Origin of the sequence: Halopseudomonas bauzanensis, assembly GCF_900114735.1 — a bacterium.
GTDB lineage: Bacteria > Pseudomonadota > Gammaproteobacteria > Pseudomonadales > Pseudomonadaceae > Halopseudomonas > Halopseudomonas bauzanensis.
This window is the reverse complement of sequence record NZ_FOUA01000011.1, coordinates 29,975-49,704: the sequence shown is the minus strand read 5'-3', so window position 1 is coordinate 49,704 and position 19,730 is coordinate 29,975. Positions and strand designations below refer to the sequence as shown.

General features: G+C 58.5%; 12 protein-coding genes, 1 tRNA gene, 1 pseudogene and 1 other annotated feature. Of the genes and pseudogenes, 11 read left to right on the top strand and 3 right to left on the bottom strand.

Going from position 1 to position 19,730, the window contains the following annotated elements; translation table 11 throughout:
* Positions 1 to 472 (bottom strand): annotated as a pseudogene (locus tag BM267_RS16360) (transposase); the annotation flags it as partial.
* Positions 63 to 194: a sequence feature (AL1L pseudoknot), on the bottom strand. (Overlaps the previous pseudogene by 132 nt.)
* A 160-nt stretch (positions 473 to 632) precedes the next feature.
* Between BM267_RS16360 and BM267_RS16355 the strand changes: the two are divergent.
* The 10 genes from BM267_RS16355 to BM267_RS16310 all read left to right on the top strand — a co-directional run bounded on the left by BM267_RS16355 (position 633) and on the right by BM267_RS16310 (position 14,621).
* The gene (locus BM267_RS16355; protein WP_218144739.1) at positions 633 to 5,651 is read left to right on the top strand and encodes an ATP-binding protein; all 5,019 of its coding nucleotides are present in this window, start codon (positions 633 to 635) and stop codon (positions 5,649 to 5,651) included.
* A 994-nt stretch (positions 5,652 to 6,645) separates the two neighbouring features.
* Positions 6,646 to 6,713 (top strand) — tRNA-Arg (locus BM267_RS16350).
* 33 nt (positions 6,714 to 6,746) lie between these two features.
* The gene (locus BM267_RS17035; protein WP_074781342.1) at positions 6,747 to 7,007 is read left to right on the top strand and encodes a DUF3325 family protein; all 261 of its coding nucleotides are present in this window, start codon (positions 6,747 to 6,749) and stop codon (positions 7,005 to 7,007) included.
* 162 nt (positions 7,008 to 7,169) lie between these two features.
* A complete protein-coding gene (locus tag BM267_RS16340; RefSeq protein ID WP_235818304.1) occupies positions 7,170 to 9,218 on the top strand; it encodes a TonB-dependent receptor in 2,049 nt (682 codons plus the stop codon).
* A gap of 70 nt (positions 9,219 to 9,288) precedes the next feature.
* Complete coding sequence (locus tag BM267_RS16335) at positions 9,289 to 9,564, top strand: phosphoethanolamine transferase CptA (RefSeq protein ID WP_235818303.1); 276 nt, start codon at positions 9,289 to 9,291, stop codon at positions 9,562 to 9,564.
* A 1-nt stretch (position 9,565) separates the two neighbouring features.
* Positions 9,566 to 11,134 carry a PepSY-associated TM helix domain-containing protein gene (locus BM267_RS16330; RefSeq protein WP_074781341.1) on the top strand — a complete coding sequence of 523 codons (1,569 nt, stop codon included), beginning with the start codon at positions 9,566 to 9,568 and terminating at the stop codon, positions 11,132 to 11,134.
* Positions 11,127 to 11,438, top strand: coding sequence for a DUF3325 family protein (locus BM267_RS16325; protein ID WP_074781340.1), 312 nt, complete (start codon positions 11,127 to 11,129; stop codon positions 11,436 to 11,438). The genes BM267_RS16330 and BM267_RS16325 overlap by 8 nt, the downstream gene beginning before the upstream one ends.
* Positions 11,439 to 11,611: 173 nt before the next feature.
* Positions 11,612 to 13,090 carry a carbon starvation CstA family protein gene (locus BM267_RS16320; RefSeq protein ID WP_074781339.1) on the top strand — a complete coding sequence of 493 codons (1,479 nt, stop codon included), beginning with the start codon at positions 11,612 to 11,614 and terminating at the stop codon, positions 13,088 to 13,090.
* Between the two features lie 331 nt (positions 13,091 to 13,421).
* Complete coding sequence (locus tag BM267_RS16315; RefSeq protein ID WP_074781338.1) at positions 13,422 to 14,009, top strand: IMPACT family protein; 588 nt, start codon at positions 13,422 to 13,424, stop codon at positions 14,007 to 14,009.
* An 87-nt stretch (positions 14,010 to 14,096) separates the two neighbouring features.
* On the top strand, positions 14,097 to 14,621 hold the full coding sequence (locus BM267_RS16310) for a lipocalin family protein (RefSeq protein WP_074781337.1): 525 nt from the start codon (positions 14,097 to 14,099) through the stop codon (positions 14,619 to 14,621).
* A gap of 217 nt (positions 14,622 to 14,838) precedes the next feature.
* Here the strand turns inward: BM267_RS16310 and BM267_RS16305 are convergent, their stop codons facing one another.
* Both BM267_RS16305 and BM267_RS16300 read right to left on the bottom strand, forming a co-directional pair.
* A complete protein-coding gene (locus BM267_RS16305) occupies positions 14,839 to 16,911 on the bottom strand; it encodes a TonB-dependent receptor domain-containing protein (protein ID WP_051611229.1) in 2,073 nt (690 codons plus the stop codon).
* A 219-nt stretch (positions 16,912 to 17,130) separates the two neighbouring features.
* Complete coding sequence (locus BM267_RS16300) at positions 17,131 to 17,847, bottom strand: response regulator transcription factor (protein ID WP_036992135.1); 717 nt, start codon at positions 17,845 to 17,847, stop codon at positions 17,131 to 17,133.
* 147 nt (positions 17,848 to 17,994) lie between these two features.
* On the opposite strand from BM267_RS16300, the gene BM267_RS16295 reads away from it, so the two are divergent.
* Complete coding sequence (locus BM267_RS16295) at positions 17,995 to 19,728, top strand: S8/S53 family peptidase (protein WP_235818305.1); 1,734 nt, start codon at positions 17,995 to 17,997, stop codon at positions 19,726 to 19,728.
* Positions 19,729 to 19,730: the final 2 nt, after the last annotated feature.

Sequence of the window (19,730 nt, the reverse complement as noted above, 5' to 3'; positions counted from 1 at the left end):
TTGGCACGAGCGCTTCGCAGTTCGGGTTGACGGGCTTTGGCTGCATGCACGTAATAACCGGACGGAGCGATCTGGATTACCCGACAGATCGACTCGACTCCGTAGCGGTCACGGTACTCGTCAACGAAGGCGTTCAGGGTTTGTTGCGGCGCCGGGGTGCCGGCCAGTCGGGCTCCGCCTGGGCAAAATACGCACTGGCCAGGCGCAGAATCTCGTTCGCTTTGCGCAGTTCCCGGTTCTCGCGTTCCAGAGCCTTGATGCGTTCTCGTTCCTCGGTCGTCTGGCCGGGGCGGTGGCCAATATCAGTCTGGTGTTTGCGTATCCAGCCATGCAGCGTCTGGGGGACACAGCCAATCTTGGGCGCAATGGATTCGATGGCTGCCCATTCGGAGGGGTAGTCCTTCAGGTTCTCCAGAACCATGCGCACAGCACGTTCACGGACTTCAGGGGAATAGCTATTAGATTTCTTCATGCCTCATTCTCTCAAGAGTTGAGGCCTCCACGAAACCCGGTGCGATTCAGGTGTAGCTATTACAGCAAGCTTGGTACGATGCGCCAAGGAGCGGCGAGGATATTTCCGGATGAGCACAGAGAGAAAAACGAAGCGTGCGCCCCTTCAAGGCACCCACCTCATGAGCACCGTGGCCACTGGCGGCGGCGGCGGGGTATTCCAAGCGCGAGTTGGAGCCCTCTATCTCGCAAACATGCTAACAGGGGTGCCGAGTGCCTTTGGTTTGCATGGCTCCCAGGTAGAGACCCTACGCTTTGAGGCACGTTACACGGGCGCTCACACCGACGATATCTATTGCCAGGTTAGAAACAGTGGGCAGTCCCGACTTCAGCTCATCCAGTGCAAGCGTGGTCTTAATGCTACAGCTAGCGACGAAGACTTTATTGATGGTTTGCAGGGGGCTTGGCGCGACTATCTAGGAGTAGAGGGCAGCCCTTTTGATCGGGCATGTGATCTTCTGATCCTTGCTACCGTGGCACCAGCGACACCCGCCAACCAAGCAGCCAAACGGCTCTGTGAGTTATCTCGAGCTTCACTGGACCTAGCCGACTTCCTTCAAAAGCTCAATTCCAAGCTCTTTGACGCACAGCATAAGCGCACCTGGAACGCCTTCAAGGAGGTCTCAAGGAACACGCTTGCCGACAAGTACTCCGACGAGCTTGTCTTCGACCTATTGCTACGGCTACGTGTCGACGTACATGACCTCGGAACCGAGGGCTCACAAGAGCTAAGTCTGGTTCAAGCTCTTTTGGCTTCAAACCGGCCTGGAGATTCCGGCGAGCAGGTATGGAACGGGCTGTTTTCATATGTCTTAGAGCAAGGCATTAGTGTCGGTACTATTACACCTGAGACTTGGAAAACGACTGCGCAAGTTGGCATCCAAGAAGCTGTCAGCCGCCTCACTGTTCAAGGTGGCCTTGGCAGCATTGCCGAGCAATTCAGAGATCGGGCTAGACATCAGCTCTCGCTCATCTCAACGAAGCTTCCCAACGGCACACATGTTCCTCGCGGCCAGTGCGTTGCCCAAGTGCTGTCGGGCTTCGATGAGCGACAGCTCGTCATAGTCACAGGCGGCCCGGGTGCGGGTAAGTCAGCAGTTATTGCAGAACTCGCACCCCTTCTTCATGAGTCTGGCCCGCTGTTCTTCTTTCGAGCCGACGAGCTCAGCCAGCCAAGCCTAGCCACAGTTCAGTCACTTAGTAGCATGCCGGATGCTGTGCTCAGCATGGAGAGTCTATTGCGCTGCGGCACACCAACTATCGTCATCGACTCGCTGGAAAAGGCGCTCGAAGCCAGGAGCCCGGGTGCGCTTGAAGAGCTGCTGGCGCTTGTTCGCCAGCACAAAGGAGTGAGGTTGTGCGTGACAACCCGCTCCTATGCTCTCAACGCTCTCTACTCCATCTTCCTCGCTGATTTCTCGTACCAAGTTGTCGACGTCCCTTTGCTGACAGATGCGGAGATATCTTCGGCAGTGACCGGAACGGCTCTTGAAGACATTACGGCTAGGGACGGTGGTGTGCGAGAAGTTCTCCGAGCACCTTACTATCTGCGCCTTGCGTTCAACTACACCGCGACTGGGGCAATTCTTCCCCAGGCTGCTGGCAATGACTTGCGCTTGCGGCTGTGGACAGAGCTGGTCGCTCCCAGTAGGGGCTTGCAAGCAGGGATGGCCGAACGCCGTCGAATAGCCTTTAACCAGGTCTGCTACGAGCGTACGGAGCGCTTTGCTCAGTTCGTACAAGCACCAGCGGACGCTGAAGCAGTGACTTTTCTCGTGCAAGACGGGGTGCTAGCACAAGACGCCGCGCTCCGCGTAGCTCCCACTCATGACGTCTTGGAAGATTGGTCGCTCTTCTTCCGAGTCGACCAGGAAGTACGCGGTGCCGAGAGGGCATGGGGTGTGCTCTTCGGCAAGCTTGGCTCACACGCGGGCATGCGCCGGGCACTGCGCACTTGGACAGCGCAGCGCTCAGCTGAAGGTGACGCAGATGCGTATGCGCTGCTCGAAGCCGCTCTCAAACTAGACTCGACCATTCCACAGCTTTGGCGAGACGAGGTGGCTATTGGATTACTGCGCTCCGAGCGTGTGGAAGACTTAGTCGCAAAGCTGAGCAACAGTGTCTCCTTCAACAGCGCAAACCTCTTACAGCGCTTAAGCCACTTGCTGCGCGTTGCATGCAAAGGACCAACCTCTATCGACTACTCCCACCTTGCAGACGATCCTACTAACAGAGAGATCATGCTACGGATCGGTATGGCTGCCCCCGTTGGCAAAGCTTGGGATGTAGTAATCGGGTTAGTCGCGAAGGCGTTTCCCGACCTGCCGTCGGAAAACTACTCCTGGATTGTCCAGCTGGCAGAAGACGCCACGTCTCACGACGAGAACTGGCACAAGCCCACCCAGCGAGTGGTCGACGTGTTCAACATGGCTGAGCACTTCTGCTTGGGCGATGAAGAGGATTGGTACCATGAGCAATCGATTAGCAAGCGCTTCTATGCGCTTTTGTGTCGCTGCGTAGGTGCAGACGCTTGCCGGTTCACGACATTCACTGAGGCGCTCTTGCGGCGCTTCCTGGCTGGCGCCGATATGCGCGACTCCTATGCGGAGGAACGTCTTCAGTTCCTGGTCAATTTCAAGAACTGTCGCGAGGTGAGCTTTTTCGTTCCCGACTTGGTGTGGAAGGTCTTCTGGAATCTCTACACGAAGTCCGAACCGGAAGTAGAACGAGACTTCGGCATGCTCGGGTGGGAGTCCGCAATGGGACTGAGTCAGTTAGCAGATCACGAATTCTTCCCACCGTCGGTCTTACAGGGCCCCTTCCGATCACTGTTGCTCTACGACTGGCCAAAGAGCGTGCGCTTCGTGGTTGATCTGTGCAACCACGCAGCTAAGGCGTTTGCCACGATGCAACCGAATGAAGTTTCAATTATTCCGCTGGAGCAAAGCCCCAATGATCGACCACACATCCATGACTATCGTCTATGGGCAACCTATCGCAGTCTTTCAGTCACCAGCTACCTCCTGAATGCGGCTTTAATGGCGCTGGAAGAACGCCTGTTTATAGAAGCTAAAGGGCAGCCCAGGGTTATCTCGCAGGTACTCGAGATTATCCTGGAGCTGGGAGAGTCGAGTTTCACTACAGGAATGGTTGCAGGGGTCTTGATGGCTCACCCTCAGCTCGTAACCGAGAAGATGCTTTCCATCTTCAAATGCCCGCAATTCTTCTCCGACGACATTGCTCGCAGAGTACGAGAGGCAGGTGCGCTGGCCATCCATGGAGGCCACGACGGGCTGGACGATTCTAGGCAGCAGGAGCGCTTAGCAAGCAATCGGCTGCCACATAGACGGTGGCACCTGGAAGATCTAGTTCTTCAGCTGCAGTTCAACCGTCCAGACCTTCTCGAGGCCATCCACAGGATTCTTGACAGCCACTCGAAGGCGCTGAATGAAACGGAGGAGGTACCAGACGGCTGGCGCATGGCGCTGAAACGTATGGACATCCGTGGATTAAAGCTCGGAGAAGTTGCCAGCGATGGCAAGGGCGTATCCCTGGAGATTGCCAACCTGGAACCTGAATTGCAGCAAGCCAGTGACAAAGCTCAGGCCGGTATGCAGAGGATGAACCGCATTGGTGCCGTGAGTGCTTGGGCTGCAGCCGTCACGGGAAGATTTTCAACAGCAGAGCCGGGAACGACAGACCAATTCTCGTCGCCGTCTGAGCCCTATGTAGAACTCCTTCGCCTCTGTGATGAGATTGAAGAAGAGGAAGTCAGTTTGCTCGCCGGCCTCGAGGATGAGCTTGCCTGCGCTCTGGTACACAAGTGGCCCGCCGATACTTCACAGGCGCTACAGTGGGCCCGGGCTCTTGTTCTCGAACGCACTGCCGTTATCGAAGATAAGGATGCATGGATGCGCCGAGACCACCTGAGGGGGGAAGTGCGGGCGCGAGCGGTTGTCTCACTTGCTGCAGTCGCCCCATCTCTACCCATGATGGTTGAAGCATTAATCAACATCGTGACTGAGCCGGTGTGGAAAATACGCCGGGCTGCAGCCAAAGCAATCTCAGACGAGTTGAGGCCCAAGCAGCCTATGCTGGCCGAAGTGCTGACTAACAGTCTTGCTCAGTACGCCGAGGCACTGGACGTAACTATCCAACACCCGCGTAGAAGGACTCATGATTTGGTCAGTGAAGCCCGCGCAGCTACGGCCGAGTCACTTAACACCGCCCTGCGAAAGCTGGCGCCTGCCCAGCGTCCTTCACCAAAGAGTTTGGCGGCCCTCAAGGAGTGGGCAATAGCTCTTGATGCTGCGTGTGGCGAGATTCCCGATACCTGGCGAATACAAACGCTCATGACGCTTACCAAGCTGATGGTGGAACATGAAAAAGGGCCAAGGGTTCAGCGGCATGACCCCGACTATGTTGACTTCGAGGCGCGGTGGCAGTTTGGAGACTTGATCGCAGTCGAGCTCATGGCGCAATCAAGTGAAAACTCACCGCTATTCGATATGTTTGACTACTGTATCGAGAGTGCGCCTGAACTCAGTGAAAGGGTTCTGGAATCTGTACTTAGCGAGTGCATGAAGCAGGAGTTCGCAAACGCCGCAAGCTTCTGGCGTGTATGGGATTGCGCGACAGCTAGGGTCCTCGGGGATGATTCGCTGAGAACCAAGAGTCGGAGACTCTATAGCCGATTCGACAAAGTACTAAGGACGCTTTTACTGTGCTCAACGCCCTGGCCCAAGGCTTGGCGTGACTTAGCGCTCTTCAGGTCCCGCCCACATTTCATCTCAAGCTGTTTAACTGCTGTGGGCGATAGCCGGAAAGGCTTAGAGTACCTGCTACAACTGATCGCGGGTGTCGGTCGTAAATCCGCGATTCCTTCTGCACTGCCCCAACTGCGAGACGCCTTGGACAGAGCTCCCGCCGATTTACTCGACGACGGAAACAACTTGTGGCACGCGGAGACTATCTGCCGAATAGCGGTGCATGATCATCGAGAGATCCTGATTCGAGACGTCAACCTGCGTAGGGCGACACTCGACATACTCGATCGGCTTGTCGACGCCGGGTCGTCGCTCGGATTCCAGCTTCGGGACTACTTGGCGACTTCGCCTATAGCGGTTAGCAAAGTTCATTAGTCCAAATACTTGATTCTGCCAGTGCGTATGCGGGTCGCCCTATAGCCCCACTGAGCCAGATAATCGATTGGTTATGGGGCTTTAAAATCAGATGGCTGCGATCGCTGCAAGCGGGCTGTCCCCTCGATCATAGAAATAGTCCATATCGTCCACCGCTTAGAGCCCGCAACCTGCAGCAACTCATCTATCGTCAGCTCCACATTCATACCCCCCAAAGTCATGTAACCATCCCTGAAGCCAGTGTCACCAGCAGGCACAAACCGGCAAAGCCATAAAGCGCCCTAGCGGCACCACCGATCAGCGTGAACCTCAAATACTTCATCCCATGCCCTCCACGGTAAAACCCGCAGTCCAAGGTTCGTTTCATATGTGTCACGCCGGTCCCTAACCCACCGCTCAAAGTTTTTGCGGGATATGTGGGTACTACCTTGGTGGAATACGAAGCTTTTGGGGGATACGCAGTGCTAAACCGGGGGAAGTGGAGTGGTAACGCGGTGATTTTTTGTTGACAGTCTGCTGCACAACTGGGATTTAGTGGGATTTACGGTGCAGAATAGGTGCCAGTGTAGGGGTATGGCAAAGCAATGCTAAGCAAGCCTGGTGGAAACCAAGTGTATTCCGAAGCCAACCGCTGCAAGATGCCATCGTGATCGACATCAGGTTGGTTAGGCAATGCCTGCGGAAAGTAATGCAGTTGCTACCTGTCCGACAGGTGCGGACGTATAATTGAAGCCTCACTGAGTGGGCCATAAAGATTTCAAAGACTATTGGCGCACTCGCCAGGATACTAGCCACATCAACAGAAAGTTTGTTAGTCTGATTCTGTCTCGGCAAACGCGGCTAAATGTCAAAACGCGATGTGCTAAAACTCGTTTTTTGTGCCCAACTCATTAGGGTCAGAGTGAGGTTAGGCGATGTTGATGGGGTAGTAGCTTATTTCGCCAAAGCTAGATACCACGCCCTTTAGAACCAATTTACAACCAGTAAAGCAGACGCACCTCGCTGTACCAGATTGCACTCCGAAGGCAGGGGTCACAGGTTCGAATCCTGTCGGGTGCGCCAGTCAGATCAAAGCCCAGCGAACGCTGGGCTTTTTTGTTTGCTCTGGATGCGCACTGCTTCCCCCCATCCCGCCATAAACCCAACCTGCCCACCCGCGTACCGCAACACTTCGAGCAGATATTCAGGCACAAACCGCAGCCACTGCGGCAGCGGGCGCTGCGTTGGCTAGGCAGGTTATTGCTGGCATCAGCGCTGGCTATTGCCGCAGCCGGTCATATCTTGCAGCCGACCTGCCAGCCGCATTCGATCATCCCGATCAGCTTTCCGAAACAATCAAGAAAACACCTCAAATGATAATGACACTCGTTATCCGCCGATATATATTGCGCACCCACATGATAATAAGTATCAACAACATTGGAGAGCGCCTACGTGTTTCGCAACCCCTGCCTATACCTGTCCATTTCGCTCGCTAGCCTTTCCCTGCCAGCCGCAGCCGCGACGCCCCAGGAAACAGTGGAACTCAAAGCCGTCACCGTCAGTGCCACACGTGGTGGAACCGAAGCAGGAAAGACGCCGCAAAAAATCACGGTGATCAGTCGCGAGCAGATCGAGCAACAACTGGCCATCACCTCTGATCACGGCGCTGTGCTGAGCAACCTGATCCCCTCCTACTCGCCGAGCCGACAGAAAATGTCCAGCGCGGGCGAAAGTTTTCGCGGGCGTTCGGCGCTGATTCTTATCGATGGCGTACCACAGTCGACACCACTTCGTGACAGTCAGCGCGACGGCTACGTTATCGATTTATCGATGGTCGAGCGCATCGAGGTGATTCACGGTGCCAGCGCTGAACACGGTCTGGGCGCGACGGGCGGCATCATCAATTACGTCACCCGCCGCCCAACCGGTGGCGCCTTGCGTCAGCATGCGGGCATCAGTCTCACCGCACCGGGCGACTACGAGTCCGAAGGGCTGGGTTACAAGCTCGATTACCGCGTCGAGGGCACCCAGGGCAGCTTTGATTATCTCGCCTCCGCAAGCTGGAATACCCAGGGCATGTTCTACGATGCCAACGGCGATCTCATCGGTGTCGATGATACCCAGGGCGATGTGATGGACTCCACGGCCCAGGACGTGCTGCTCAAACTAGGTTACTGGCTGGACGATAACCAGAACATCAACCTGATGATCAACCACTATCAGGTCGAAGGCGAGCATGACTACGTCAATGTTCCAGGCGATGCCAACGCAGGTATTCCAGCCACCTCGCGCAAGGGTGACCCCCAGGGCAAGGCGCCGCAGAATGAGGTGCTGGCTAGCAGCCTGTCGTACAAGCATGCTGATCTGTACGGCAACGAGTTGGGATTGCAGTTGTACAGCCAACGCTTTCGTGGGCGCTTTGGTGGCGGTATCAATGCTGCCTTCCAAGACTCCAGCATCGCGCCGGTCGGTACCCTGTTCGACCAGTCACAGAACGAATCGGACAAGTACGGCGCCAAGCTCACCTTGAGTCGCGATGGCTTGCTCGACAACCATCTGAAGCTCGTCGGCGGTCTCGACATTCTGCAGGACACCACCAGCCAACAACTGATCCTGACGGACCGCGAGTGGGTGCCTGAAACGGTTTTCCGCAACTACGCGCCTTTCCTGCAGGCGGAAATCCGGGCGCTCGATCAATTGACCCTGTTTGCCGGTGTGCGTCACGAGTTCGCCGATCTTGAGGTGGACAGTTTTCATACCATTGCCTCCACTAGCCAGCCACCGGGTGGTGTTGCCGTCGAAGGGGGCAATCCTTCCTTTGAAGAAACGCTCTACAATATCGGCGCCGTCTGGCAGGTGAGCAGCTGGGCACAGCTGTTCACCAACTATTCAGAGGGCTTTGGCATGCCGGATGTCGGTCGCGTATTGCGCGGGATTGGTACGCCAGGCACACGAGTCGACGACTTCCTTGATCTGCAGCCGGTCGTGACGGAGAACAAGGAGGTTGGCCTGCGCCTGAATCATGGCCCGTTCGATGCCGAGATCAGCTACTACGAATCCGACGCCGACCTCGGCTCGCGTCTGGACAGTGTTGGCGGCGTCTACCAGGTTCGCCGCGAGCGCACGGAGATCGATGGTATCGAGTTCACTGGCGGCTGGCAGGTCAACGATGCGCATCGCCTGAAACTCAGCTATGCCCAGGTCAACGGTCGCTCCGACACCAACGGCGACGGCAAAGTCGATACCGGCCTCAATGGCGCCAACATCTCACCGGATCGCTACGGCATCAGCTGGCAGGCCAATTGGACTGACAAACTGCACAGCCTGCTGCAAGCCAACCACTACGCCAGCCGCGACTTCGACCAGCCGGAGCTGGAGTTTGACGGCTACACCTTGGTGGACGCGTCGATTGGCTACCGTACGCCGGTTGGCGATGTCAGCCTCGGCGTGGAGAACCTGCTCAACCGTGACTACCTCACCTATTACTCCCAGGCCGCCAACACCGGTTCAGACCAGACCCGCAATGGCCGCGTATTCAATGGACGCGGACGTACCCTGACCCTGGGTTATCAGGCCAGTTTCTGAAGTGAGTAGCAGATCGCCCATCACGGCATCCCGGCGCCCCGCCTCCCCGCGTGACCTTCGGCGTGGCAGCTTGCTGCTGCGCCTGTTGGCGGCCATTGGGGGTAGCTATGCCTGTACGGCCTCGCTGGCTTCGTTGAGCAGTGTGCTCGCGGTGATGCTATCCGACCTGGCACGCAGCGAAGCCGTATATCTGACTGCCATGCTCAGCCTGCTCGTTTATCCAGCCTTGCTGCTGTGGAGTATCAGTGAACCACGACTGTGGCGTGTCTGGGCGATCCTCTTGAGCGGCACCTTCGGCAGCATGCTGCTGCAGGACCTGTTAACCATGACGCAGCTGGGAGACTGATATGGCGCCAGGTACAGGCTTTCGCCGGTCCATGAGTTGGCTGCACGGCTGGGCAGGCGTGTTGCTCGGTGGGGTACTCATGGCGATCTTCTGGACCGGCTCGCTTTCGCTGTTTGACCGCGAGATTGATCGCTGGATGCTGCCGGCCACGCGCTTGCCACCACCACCCACCGAATTGTCGCTCGACCACCTGCTGGTTGCACATGCAGAACAGTTGGCTGCCGCCTCACCGCTCTGGTCCGTCCGTCTGCCCGACGCTCGCGCGCCTACCCTGCAGCTGTCTTACCAGCTCCCCGGGCAGGACAGAGTTACCCGGCACATTGATCCGCACTCCGGCCAATTGCTCGCCGATGAAGGGAGCTGGGCTGGCACCGGTTTTATTTTCCCGTTCCACTTCAGCCTGCATGTGCCCTGGCTCAACATCGGCTACTGGCTGGTGGGTGCAGCCGGTATGGGTATGCTGGTGTTGCTGGTATCCGGTGTCGTCGCACACCGCAAGCTGCTCGCCGAGTTCTTCACTTTTCGCCCCCGCAAACGCCTCCAACGCGGACTGCTTGATCTGCATAACCTCACCGGCGTGATGGTGCTGCCGTTCCATTTCCTTATCAGCCTGTCGGGGCTGGCGATCTTCTGCCTGATCTACTTTCCCAACATCGCCGATGGTCTCTATGCCGAAGACCGGGCGCGGCTGCAACTGGAAGCCCTTGGTGGTTACACACGGCCGGTCAGCGGGTCTGCGGCGCCGATGGCCTCGCTGGATGCAATGCTGCACAGCGCCGAACGTATCTGGTCTGATGCCGACAGACCGGGCAAAGCCTACCTGATCCGCATCTGGAACCCCGGTGATCGCCATGCCTATGTGGAAGTGCGCCGCGGGTTTGCTGACGAAGTCACCATGAACGTGGACCGCCTGACATTCGACGCCAACACTGGAGCACTTCTGCATCAACACTGGACGACGCCCATCGTTGGGGTGCAACGATTCCTGACGGGTTTGCACTTCATACAGTTCGATCACTGGACGCTGCGCTGGCTATATTTCTCCGGAGGGCTGAGTGGCTGCCTGCTGATCGGCACCGGGCTATTGTTCTGGACCGGCGCTCGCCGCGCACGGCATGCACGTCAGGGACGGATCAGTGCGCGCCTGGTCGAGGCCATCGCGGTTGCTGGCTGCACCGGCCTGGTCATCGCTACGCTCGCCTTCTTCATCGCCAACCGGGTCTTGCCCGTGGCTGCCGCCGCACCGGGTCAGCGTGCGGCACTTGAAGCCTGGGCATTCTTCCTCGCCTGGGCGCTGACGCTGGCTCATGCAGTCTTGCGCCCTGCCGGATCATGGCGCGAACAGTTACTGACCGCCGCCGGCATGGCGCTGCTCGCCGTAGCGTTGAACTGGCTGACTACAGGCGCGCACCTTGGGCATAGTCTGCGCACAGGCCTGCATGCAGTCGCCGGCATGGACCTGATGCTGCTGGTGCTGACCGGCGTGTGTCTGATCAGCGCAAAGCGCATCAGGCTCGCGCAGTTCAAACAGGCGACACATCAGGATGACCGAGTGCCTCGCAATGCCTGAGCTGATCCCCACCTTCCTGGCTTTTGCCCTCGCCTACCTGGCCTTCGCCCAGCTTGCACTCAGCCAGCCGCAGCATCTGAAGACCATTGCCCCCGACGCCCGCCCTCCCGGTAAATGCCGGGGACGCAAATCAGTCGCCACGCTGTTGTTGCTGATCAGCCTGGTACTGCTGCTTCGCACCGAAGGTGCGGCCTTCGGCACACTTATTTGGGTACAGCTGCTGAGTGCGGCCGGCTTCTGCGTAGCCCAGACGCTGGCCTGGAGGCCCGCCTGGTTGCACTGGCTGGTAGCAGCTAGACGCTGAAAACCGCCGCGCCCGCCTCAGCAAGGATTTCTGAAGGGACACGCCTGCGACCATAGGCTAGTAGGCAGTGACAAATCGCCTCTGTTAAGTTGCCGGGCTTTTTCCAGGTCGGCTCCGGCTCAAGAAGGGGACAGTTGTCGTGTCTCCAGAATAAATAACGAGGAACGAAATAAATGCTTCTTTTCTTTGCCAGTCTTGCCATATTGCTACTGGGCTATAAGTTCTACAGCCCTTTTGTAGAAAAACAGGCCGGGATCGACCCTGCCATCAAGACGCCGCAAGCGCGCCTCGATGATGGCGTTGACTATGTTGCCATCAGCCCGATCCGGGCATTTCTCATCCAGTTTCTGAATATCGCGGGGATCGGACCTATTTTCGGCCCTATCCTGGGCGCCATGTATGGCCCGATCGCCCTGGTGTGGATCGTGATCGGTAACGTGGTGGGCGGCGCAGTACACGACTACTTCTCCGGCGTCATGAGCCTCAAGGAAGACGGCAAGAGCCTGCCCGAGATCGCCGGCCAGTATTACAACGTGATCTTCAAGGGCGTCATGTTGATCTTCACCTGCATGCTGCTGTTCTTCGTGGGTGTGGTCTTCATCATGAGCCCTGCGGGGCTGCTGAGTAACCTTTCCTATTTCGAAGGCACTTTCCTGGCGGGCAACACCTTCTGGGTATTGTTGATCCTGGCGTACTACTTTTTTGCCACCCTGCTGCCCATCGACAAGATCATCACCAAACTGTATCCCGTGTTCGGCCTGCTGATGATCGTGATGACGTCCCTGGTAGCTGTTTCAGTACTGCTGGAAGCACCCCACCTGCCGCAGGTCACCGATATTTTCGCGTTCTTCGATACGCATGAGCATCATGACTTCCTGACGCCCAATCCCGATGGGTTGCCGGTCTGGCCGCTGCTGTTCCTGACCATCACCTGCGGCGCGATCAGTGGCTTCCACTCCACCCAGTCGCCGATGATTGCCCGCTGCCTGACCAACGAAAAATATGCCCGTCCGGTGTTCTACGGCGCAATGATGTGCGAAGGCATCGTGGCCTGCGTCTGGGCGACGGCTGGTATCGCTACCTTCCCGGGCGGCTATCCCGAACTCAAAGCCATGCTGGATCTGGGTGGACCGGGCCTGGTGGTGAATCACATCGCGACTAGCTATCTGGGTATCTTCGGCGGCGTCATGGCCATTCTGGCGGTGGCGATCTTCCCGATCACCTCAGGTGATACCGCGTTCCGTTCACTGCGCCTGACGTTGACCGACGCCTTCCATATTCGCCAGTCCGCCGTGCGCCGACTGGCTCTGGCAGCCCCCATACTGGGCGTGGCCTATATGATGACGCTCCTGGACTTCTCGCTGATCTGGCGCTACTTCGCCTTCTCCAACATGCTGCTGTCGACCAGCGTATTGTGGTTGGCCACCAAGTATCTGCTGGACCGAGGCACATTCCACTGGATCGTCAGCATTCCGGCGGTGATCGGTACCGCCATTACCGTCGCTTATATTGCAACGGCCGGTATTGGCTTCAATCTCCCGGCGGAACACAGCAAGGCGATAGGCATCGTGGTTGGAGTGATCTGCTTTATCGGGCTGGTGATGCATCACAGCAAACGCAATGCCGGCGGTTATGTGAAGAGAGAAGCGTAACAACGCGCTCGTTAACTGAATGAGCCAAGCACCCGACCTCCCGTCGGGTGCTTGTATTTGCTGGGCGCTTCGATCATTGGCAGCGCAGCCCTGGGCGGGACCCGGAAGCACACCGCCTCATGGATGCTGGCGCGCATAAAGGAAAGATCCTGCTGAGCTGGGACCTGTAACCGCAGCCGGTCTGGCACGGGGCAGTCTCTTCTGGCTGGCCCGCGCGCTGCTGGTTTCCGCCTGACAAGCGCCACGGCTCACACTTGAGCTGTCCAGACGTTTGTTCAGTCCATCGCGGCTTGGCGTATACTGCCTCGCCCACTTCGCACTTGCCGTCGCCATGTTCAGCCTTGCCCGCCCCGTCAATATCACCCTGGAAATCCGCAAAAGCCGGTTTATCGCCTGCGTCGAGCCCATAGCCGACCGCGCCAGCGCCCAGGCCCGGGTCAATGAGTTGCGCGCCGAGCACCCGGACAGTACCCATGTCTGCTGGGCATTGCTTGCCGGGGGGCATAGTGCCGCCGTCGATGATGGCGAGCCCTCCGGCACAGCCGGACGGCCGATGCTGGAGGTGCTGCGCCACCAGCAGCTCGATGGCGTTCTGGCAACCGTGGTGCGCTACTACGGCGGCATCAAGCTGGGTGCCGGCGGGCTGATGCGCGCCTATACCGACGCGGTCGCCCAGGCGCTGCAGCAAGCCGAGAAGGTTGCTCACATTCCCACCCTGCTGGTGCTCTGCGAGCTACCCTACGCCCATGAAAGCTCCGCCCGCCATCTGTTGGCGCAGCTTGAAGGCGAGCTGTTGGAGGTGCGGCATGGGAGTGGCGTGCAGTTGCACCTGCGTCTGCCGGCCACCGCGGCGGAGGAACTCCACCGCCAACTGCTGGCCATCACGCGTGGCGATATGACCTGGCAGCCGCGCTCCTGAGCGGCCCCTCCTCCCCGGCCGACTGCGCCGTGCTCCTCTGCCGCGCTCTGCTATCGTTCAAGGACTCTGCTACTTAAGGATTCAACGATGAAACTGCTCAGCATCGTCTTTGCCGCCCTGGTCCTGCTCGCCGGTTGCACCGGCGTACCCAAGGGCATCGAACCGGTCACCGGCTTTGACCCGGAACGTTATCTGGGCACCTGGTACGAGATTGCCCGGCTCGATCACTCCTTCGAGGAGGGCCTGAGCCAGGTCACCGCCGAATATACGCTCAATGAAGACGGCAGCATCAAGGTGATCAACCGGGGCTATAACCAGGCCAAAGGCGAATGGAAGGAGGCTGAAGGCCGCGCGGTGCCTGCCGGTGACAGTGACGTCGCCCACCTGAAGGTCTCGTTCTTCGGCCCCTTCTACAGTTCCTATGTGGTGTTCGCGTTGGATGACGACTACGCCAACGCGTATATCTCCGGTTATAACCGCAACTATCTGTGGTTCCTGTCCAGAACGCCCCAGGTCAGCGCTGCACAGCTGGAGGCGTTCAAGGAGCGGGCAACAGCCGAAGGGTTCGAGCTTGGGGAACTCATTGTGGTGGAACACCCAAGCTCGGATTGAAGCCCCCGCCCGCTGATCCGCTTACAGTTTGTCGCCAAACTCCTGCAGCGTGGTCAGCCAGAGCGGCTGGATCTCCCGGTGAAAGTGCACCGGGTAGGCCACGTCCTGAACATAGCCCGCCGTTTCTTCATTCACGTACTTGCTCTCCAGCCTGCAGCAATGCCACCGCCCCCGACAGCATTGAACCGGCGGAGGCGGTGATGCTCGTTGGATAGACTCAGAAGCTCTTGGTCAGCCCGACGATGAATCTTCTGCCATCCAGGTTGTAGGCATAGTCGTCATCCGTGGATACCTTCTTGTTGGTGACGTTGTATACACCGGCCTTCAAGCTCAGACCATCCTGCGGCCGGAACACCAGTCCCATGTCGGCGAAGGTATAGGATGGATACTTGATGCCATTGGTGCTGGAGCCACTGGTACCTGTCTGCCACCGGCCGGAGGTCTCACCCCGGTAGTTGACCTGGGTCCAGAGGTTCAAGCGCTCGGTCACTTCCCAGTCCAGCGAGGCGTTGAACATGTGTTTGGCGACGTCGTTCAGCGGCTCGCCCTTGTACTCGCCGGACTTCTGTTCGGTATCGGTCCAGGTGTAGCTGTGGCGGTAGGTCAGGTTGTCGAGGACATCATAGTCCAGGGTGAACTCGATCCCGCGCAGCTCGGCCTTGTCGACGTTTTCATAGGAGGTATAGCCGAAGGGGTGAGCGGGATATTCCTTGCCCTTGTAGAAGCAAGGTGCGTTCTGCTCACATACCCGGCCGGTACGGTTGATCTTGTCTTCGTAGTCGATCACATAGGCGGTCAGCGAGCTGCTGAGGCCAAGCTCGAAATTCTCGTAGTTGATGCCGATCTCGCGGTTCAGGCTGGTTTCCGGGACCAGTTCCGGGTTGCCGATGATCACGCCACCCCTGGAGGTGGAGCCGTAGTCGGTGGCGGCGGAGCGCAGGTCCGGCGCCTTGTAGCCCGAGGTCACCCCGCCTTTCAGGGTGAAGTTGTCGTTCAGGTGATAGACCGCATACACCTTGGGACTGAACTCGCCACCGAACACCTGGTTGTCATCGTAGCGGCCGCTCAAGGTGAGGATCAGATTGTCTGTCAGGCTCCAGTTATCTTCCAGGAAGATGGAGTTCTGGTAACGGTCCATTTCAACCAGCGCGTTGGCATCAGGCACGACCGGCTCGCGCAGGCCATTGCTGCCGTCTTCCAGTTTCTCGTACTTGTGGGTCAGACCGCCGGTCAGGGTGTGCGCGCCAAGGAACCAACTGGCCTGGGTGTTGGCGGTAACCACTTCGAACTCGACACCGTTGCCAGTCGTTTCGTTGACCGTGGTCGGGTTTTCCGAATGATCGTAGTTGATGTAGGAGTTGGAGAAGACGTTGCCGTACTTGCCTTCGTGCTGCAGGAAGTAGTTCTTCTTGATGGACTCGCTATATTGGGCCTCGCCGTCAGCGGCCAGGCTCTTGCCGGGGTTATGCCAGCGCTCCTGCTTGGTATAGGTGTGGCCGAAGGTCAGCGCGTTGGCGTCGTTGAGGTTCCAGGACAGCTTGCCACCCAGATTACGCTTGTCGTATTCCGGGTCAGACGCGGCGCTATCGCTGCCGCCGACGAAATTACTTTCTTCCTGATTATGGAAAGCACCAGTCAGCTGCAGGCCCAGGACATCTTCGATCAGCGGCATGTTCAGATAAGCGCTGGTCTGGAAGGTGTCCTCATTCAGCTTGTTGGAGCTGTGCGGGGTGATGTATTCACTGGTGATGCTGCCACTGAATTTATTGCCGACCTTCTTGGTGATGATGTTGATCACACCGCCCATGGCATCGGAACCGTACAACGCCGATGCCGGGCCGCGGATCACTTCAATCCGCTCGATGGCCTCGATTGGCGGCAGGAAGTTGATCGGCGTGCCTGCCTGGGAGCCGCGCTGGGCGAAGGCATCATTGCCCTGGGCCGGGCGACCATCGATCAGAAACAGGGTATAGGCCGAGGTCATGCCGCGCATCATGATCGACTGCTCGACGCCGCCCCCGGCAATCTGCACGCCGGCGACATTCTTCAGCGCATCGGTGATATCGGTATAGGATTTCTTCTTCAGCTCTTCCGCGGAGATGACCGAGATGGACGCCGGAGCGTCCCGGAGGTTCTGCTCAAAACCGGAGGCGGTCACCACCACCTGCCCCAGGTCCAATGCCTCTTCCGCTACCGCCGAGCAAGCCAGTGAGGCCATGGTGACTGCCAACAGGGCTCTCTTGAAGTGGGGCTGCGAACTTGAAGCAAACTGACGCATATGGCGTGACATGCATTTATCTCCAAACAACTCGGAATGATTTAGCGAACCTCTGACAACCCTGGGTTGGCGAGGCTTCTTTGCGATTGGCTTGGTTATGGCAGCGCCTGCTCCAGGCGCGGCGGTCTTCCCGCGCTGAGCTGGCGGATGAAGCCGTATGACCCACCGGTTATCCGATGAATCGACGCAAATGATATACATTACTATTTGGGAGTAAACGCAATTTACAATCTATACACTTTCAGACAACGGCTCCTGCAGGCCCACCAGCATGTACCCCTGCCCCCATACTGTTTCCAGTCGTGCGGCGCGATAACCGATAACCTGCAGTTTGCGGCGGATATGGCTGATATGCATGTCCAGGCTGCGGTCATGCCGGGCATAGCCGCGGCGCAGAGCCTGTTGGTACAGGAAGGGTTTGCTTAACACCTCGTTGAGGTGCTGCCAGAGCAGTTCCAGTACGCGATACTCGCTGGCGGTCAACCCAGCGGGGCTATCGGCCAGACTGACATCAGTGTTCGTCTCGTCAAAAACCAACTCACCGGACTCGGCGGGCAGCGACGTCTGGCGCTCATAGGCCACCCGCCGGAGGATCGCGGTGACCCGCACGCAGAGCTCGGTAATGCTGAAAGGCTTCGGTAGGTAGTCGTCCGCCCCCAGGCTGAACCCTGCGATGCGATGCTGCTCGTCACCCAGCGCCGACATCAACAACACCGGGACATGGCTGCGACGACGCAGTTGCTCCAGCATACCCAGGCCGTCGGTTCCAAGAATTGCCAGCAGGATCAGATCGAAATTCCCGTGCTCGGCCAGCAAAAGACCGTTATTGCCGGCGCTGAGCGTGACGCAATGGCCGCGCCGTTGCAGGTGGGTCTGCAACTCGCGGGCGAGCAGCGAATCTCCTTCAACCGCAAGAATACGCGCAGCAATGGGCATGGTCGGTGTCATGATGGCAAACACGAAGACAAATGAGAACCATTCTACATGAAATCTTCTGAAACAATTACCGCTTTACCGGTCTGATTCCACATAGCCTCAGATGACGTTTCGGGGATGTGGATGAGGAAGCTTCAAGCGGGTGTTTTCTGGCTGGTCATGGCATTGTCATGCGTATCTATTAACGCCGCAGCCGCTGCACCGCTGCGGATAACCCAACTGCAGCGCTGCGGCGATCTACTGGAGACGCGCCAGCTGACGTTCTGTCTGCAGATCGCCGGGCTCCAGCAAACCCCGTTACAGATCCAGTACAACGGCGAGCCCCTGCCCTCGGATCAGATCAGGCAGGGCGACGGGCAGCTACGACTGCAGATCGACGCTGCCACTAGCAAAAGCGGCCCGCTATGGATCGAGCAGCGGGGCCACGCCAGCAATCCCGTATGGCTGAGTCTGGGCTCCAGTCATGTGCTCGCCGCTGATCAACAGGCGGTGGCCAGCAACCAGGACGGCTTGACCACCTATCTGGATCTGGTCAGCGTGATCATCGAGGAAAGCCATGACGCGCCGACGGAAGCCCGGCGACTGGCCGAGCGTTACGACGCCGAGGTGGTTGGCGCGATTCCGCCTCTCAATCTCTATCAGTTGCGCCTGCCCGTCGACAACCTGGAACAGCGCGACGCCGCGGTGCTGCGCATCGGCAATGAAGTCGGGGTGGATGCTGTGGTGATCGAGGAATCCGGTGCGGAAGGGTCAGTCGAGCAAGAGCAGGACGCGGCCAACCCACCGATGGACCCCCGTGAGGAGTGGTCATCCAACCGTTTTCTGGATGCGCTGAACTTCTATCAGCGGCGGCTGAAGAAACCCTCGGATCACATCGAAACGCACCCCGTGCGCATTGGCGTGATCGAGCGGGATGTGGATTTCGACACGCCGGACTTCGCCGATTATCTCGGTGACTGCCGCAGTAAGGCCAGCCGCACCTGCGTGTATGGCCGCGACGCCGCAACCGCAGATGGCCACGGCACCACCGTCACTGGCGTTCTCGCAGCGGGCTGGGGCAATGGTGGCAGCAACGGCTTTCTGCGCGGGTTGGATGAAGTTGGGCCAGGCTTCGATGTGATTGTCGATCGCGGCTCGGATGCCGGCATCACCGCCAATGTCGCCACTTCGGTAAACCTCGTCGAAGACGGCGCCAGAGTACTCAACTGGAGCTGGGGCATGCATCGGATCGGCGCCCGTGACATCCATGGCGACCCGGTGGATTCGCTGTTGCGTTCCGGTATCGCCATGAGCGGTTATGAAGAGCTGCTGGAAGAATTCTTCCTGTGGCTGCGCCGCGAACATCCCGATGTCGTGGTGGTGAACTCGGCTGGCAACGGCGCCTCTTTCTCCAGCCGTGATGACTATCGCCTGCCCTCCTCCTTCATCACCGATCAGCTGTTCGTGGTGGGCGGACATCAGCGCAGCAGCAAGGATGTTGACCTTGATGATCCCCGCTATGCCACCCGGCGCCAGGCTTCCAATTCCGACATGCGCGTCGATATCACCGCCGCCGCCTGCACGGCCGGCTCATCCCCCCTCCGCGAACAGGACGGGCCGGTTCACTGCGGCACCTCCTACGCCACCCCGCTGGTAGCCGGAACCATCGCCGCCATGCTCTCGATCAACCCCGAGCTGCAGCCCGATCAGCTACGCATGCTGCTGCGCCGCAGCGCCATGACCATCGGCGGGGAGAGCGACTTCGAGCCCATGGAAGCCGACGACCTGACCGCCCCGATCCTGCCGTCGGAGCGCGGTAACAACCTGCAGGACCCGGACATCGGCCACTCGGCCAGGCTGGATATGTACAAGGCGCTGGAATTGGCGGTGGAAAGCCTCAAGCACGCACGTTGAGC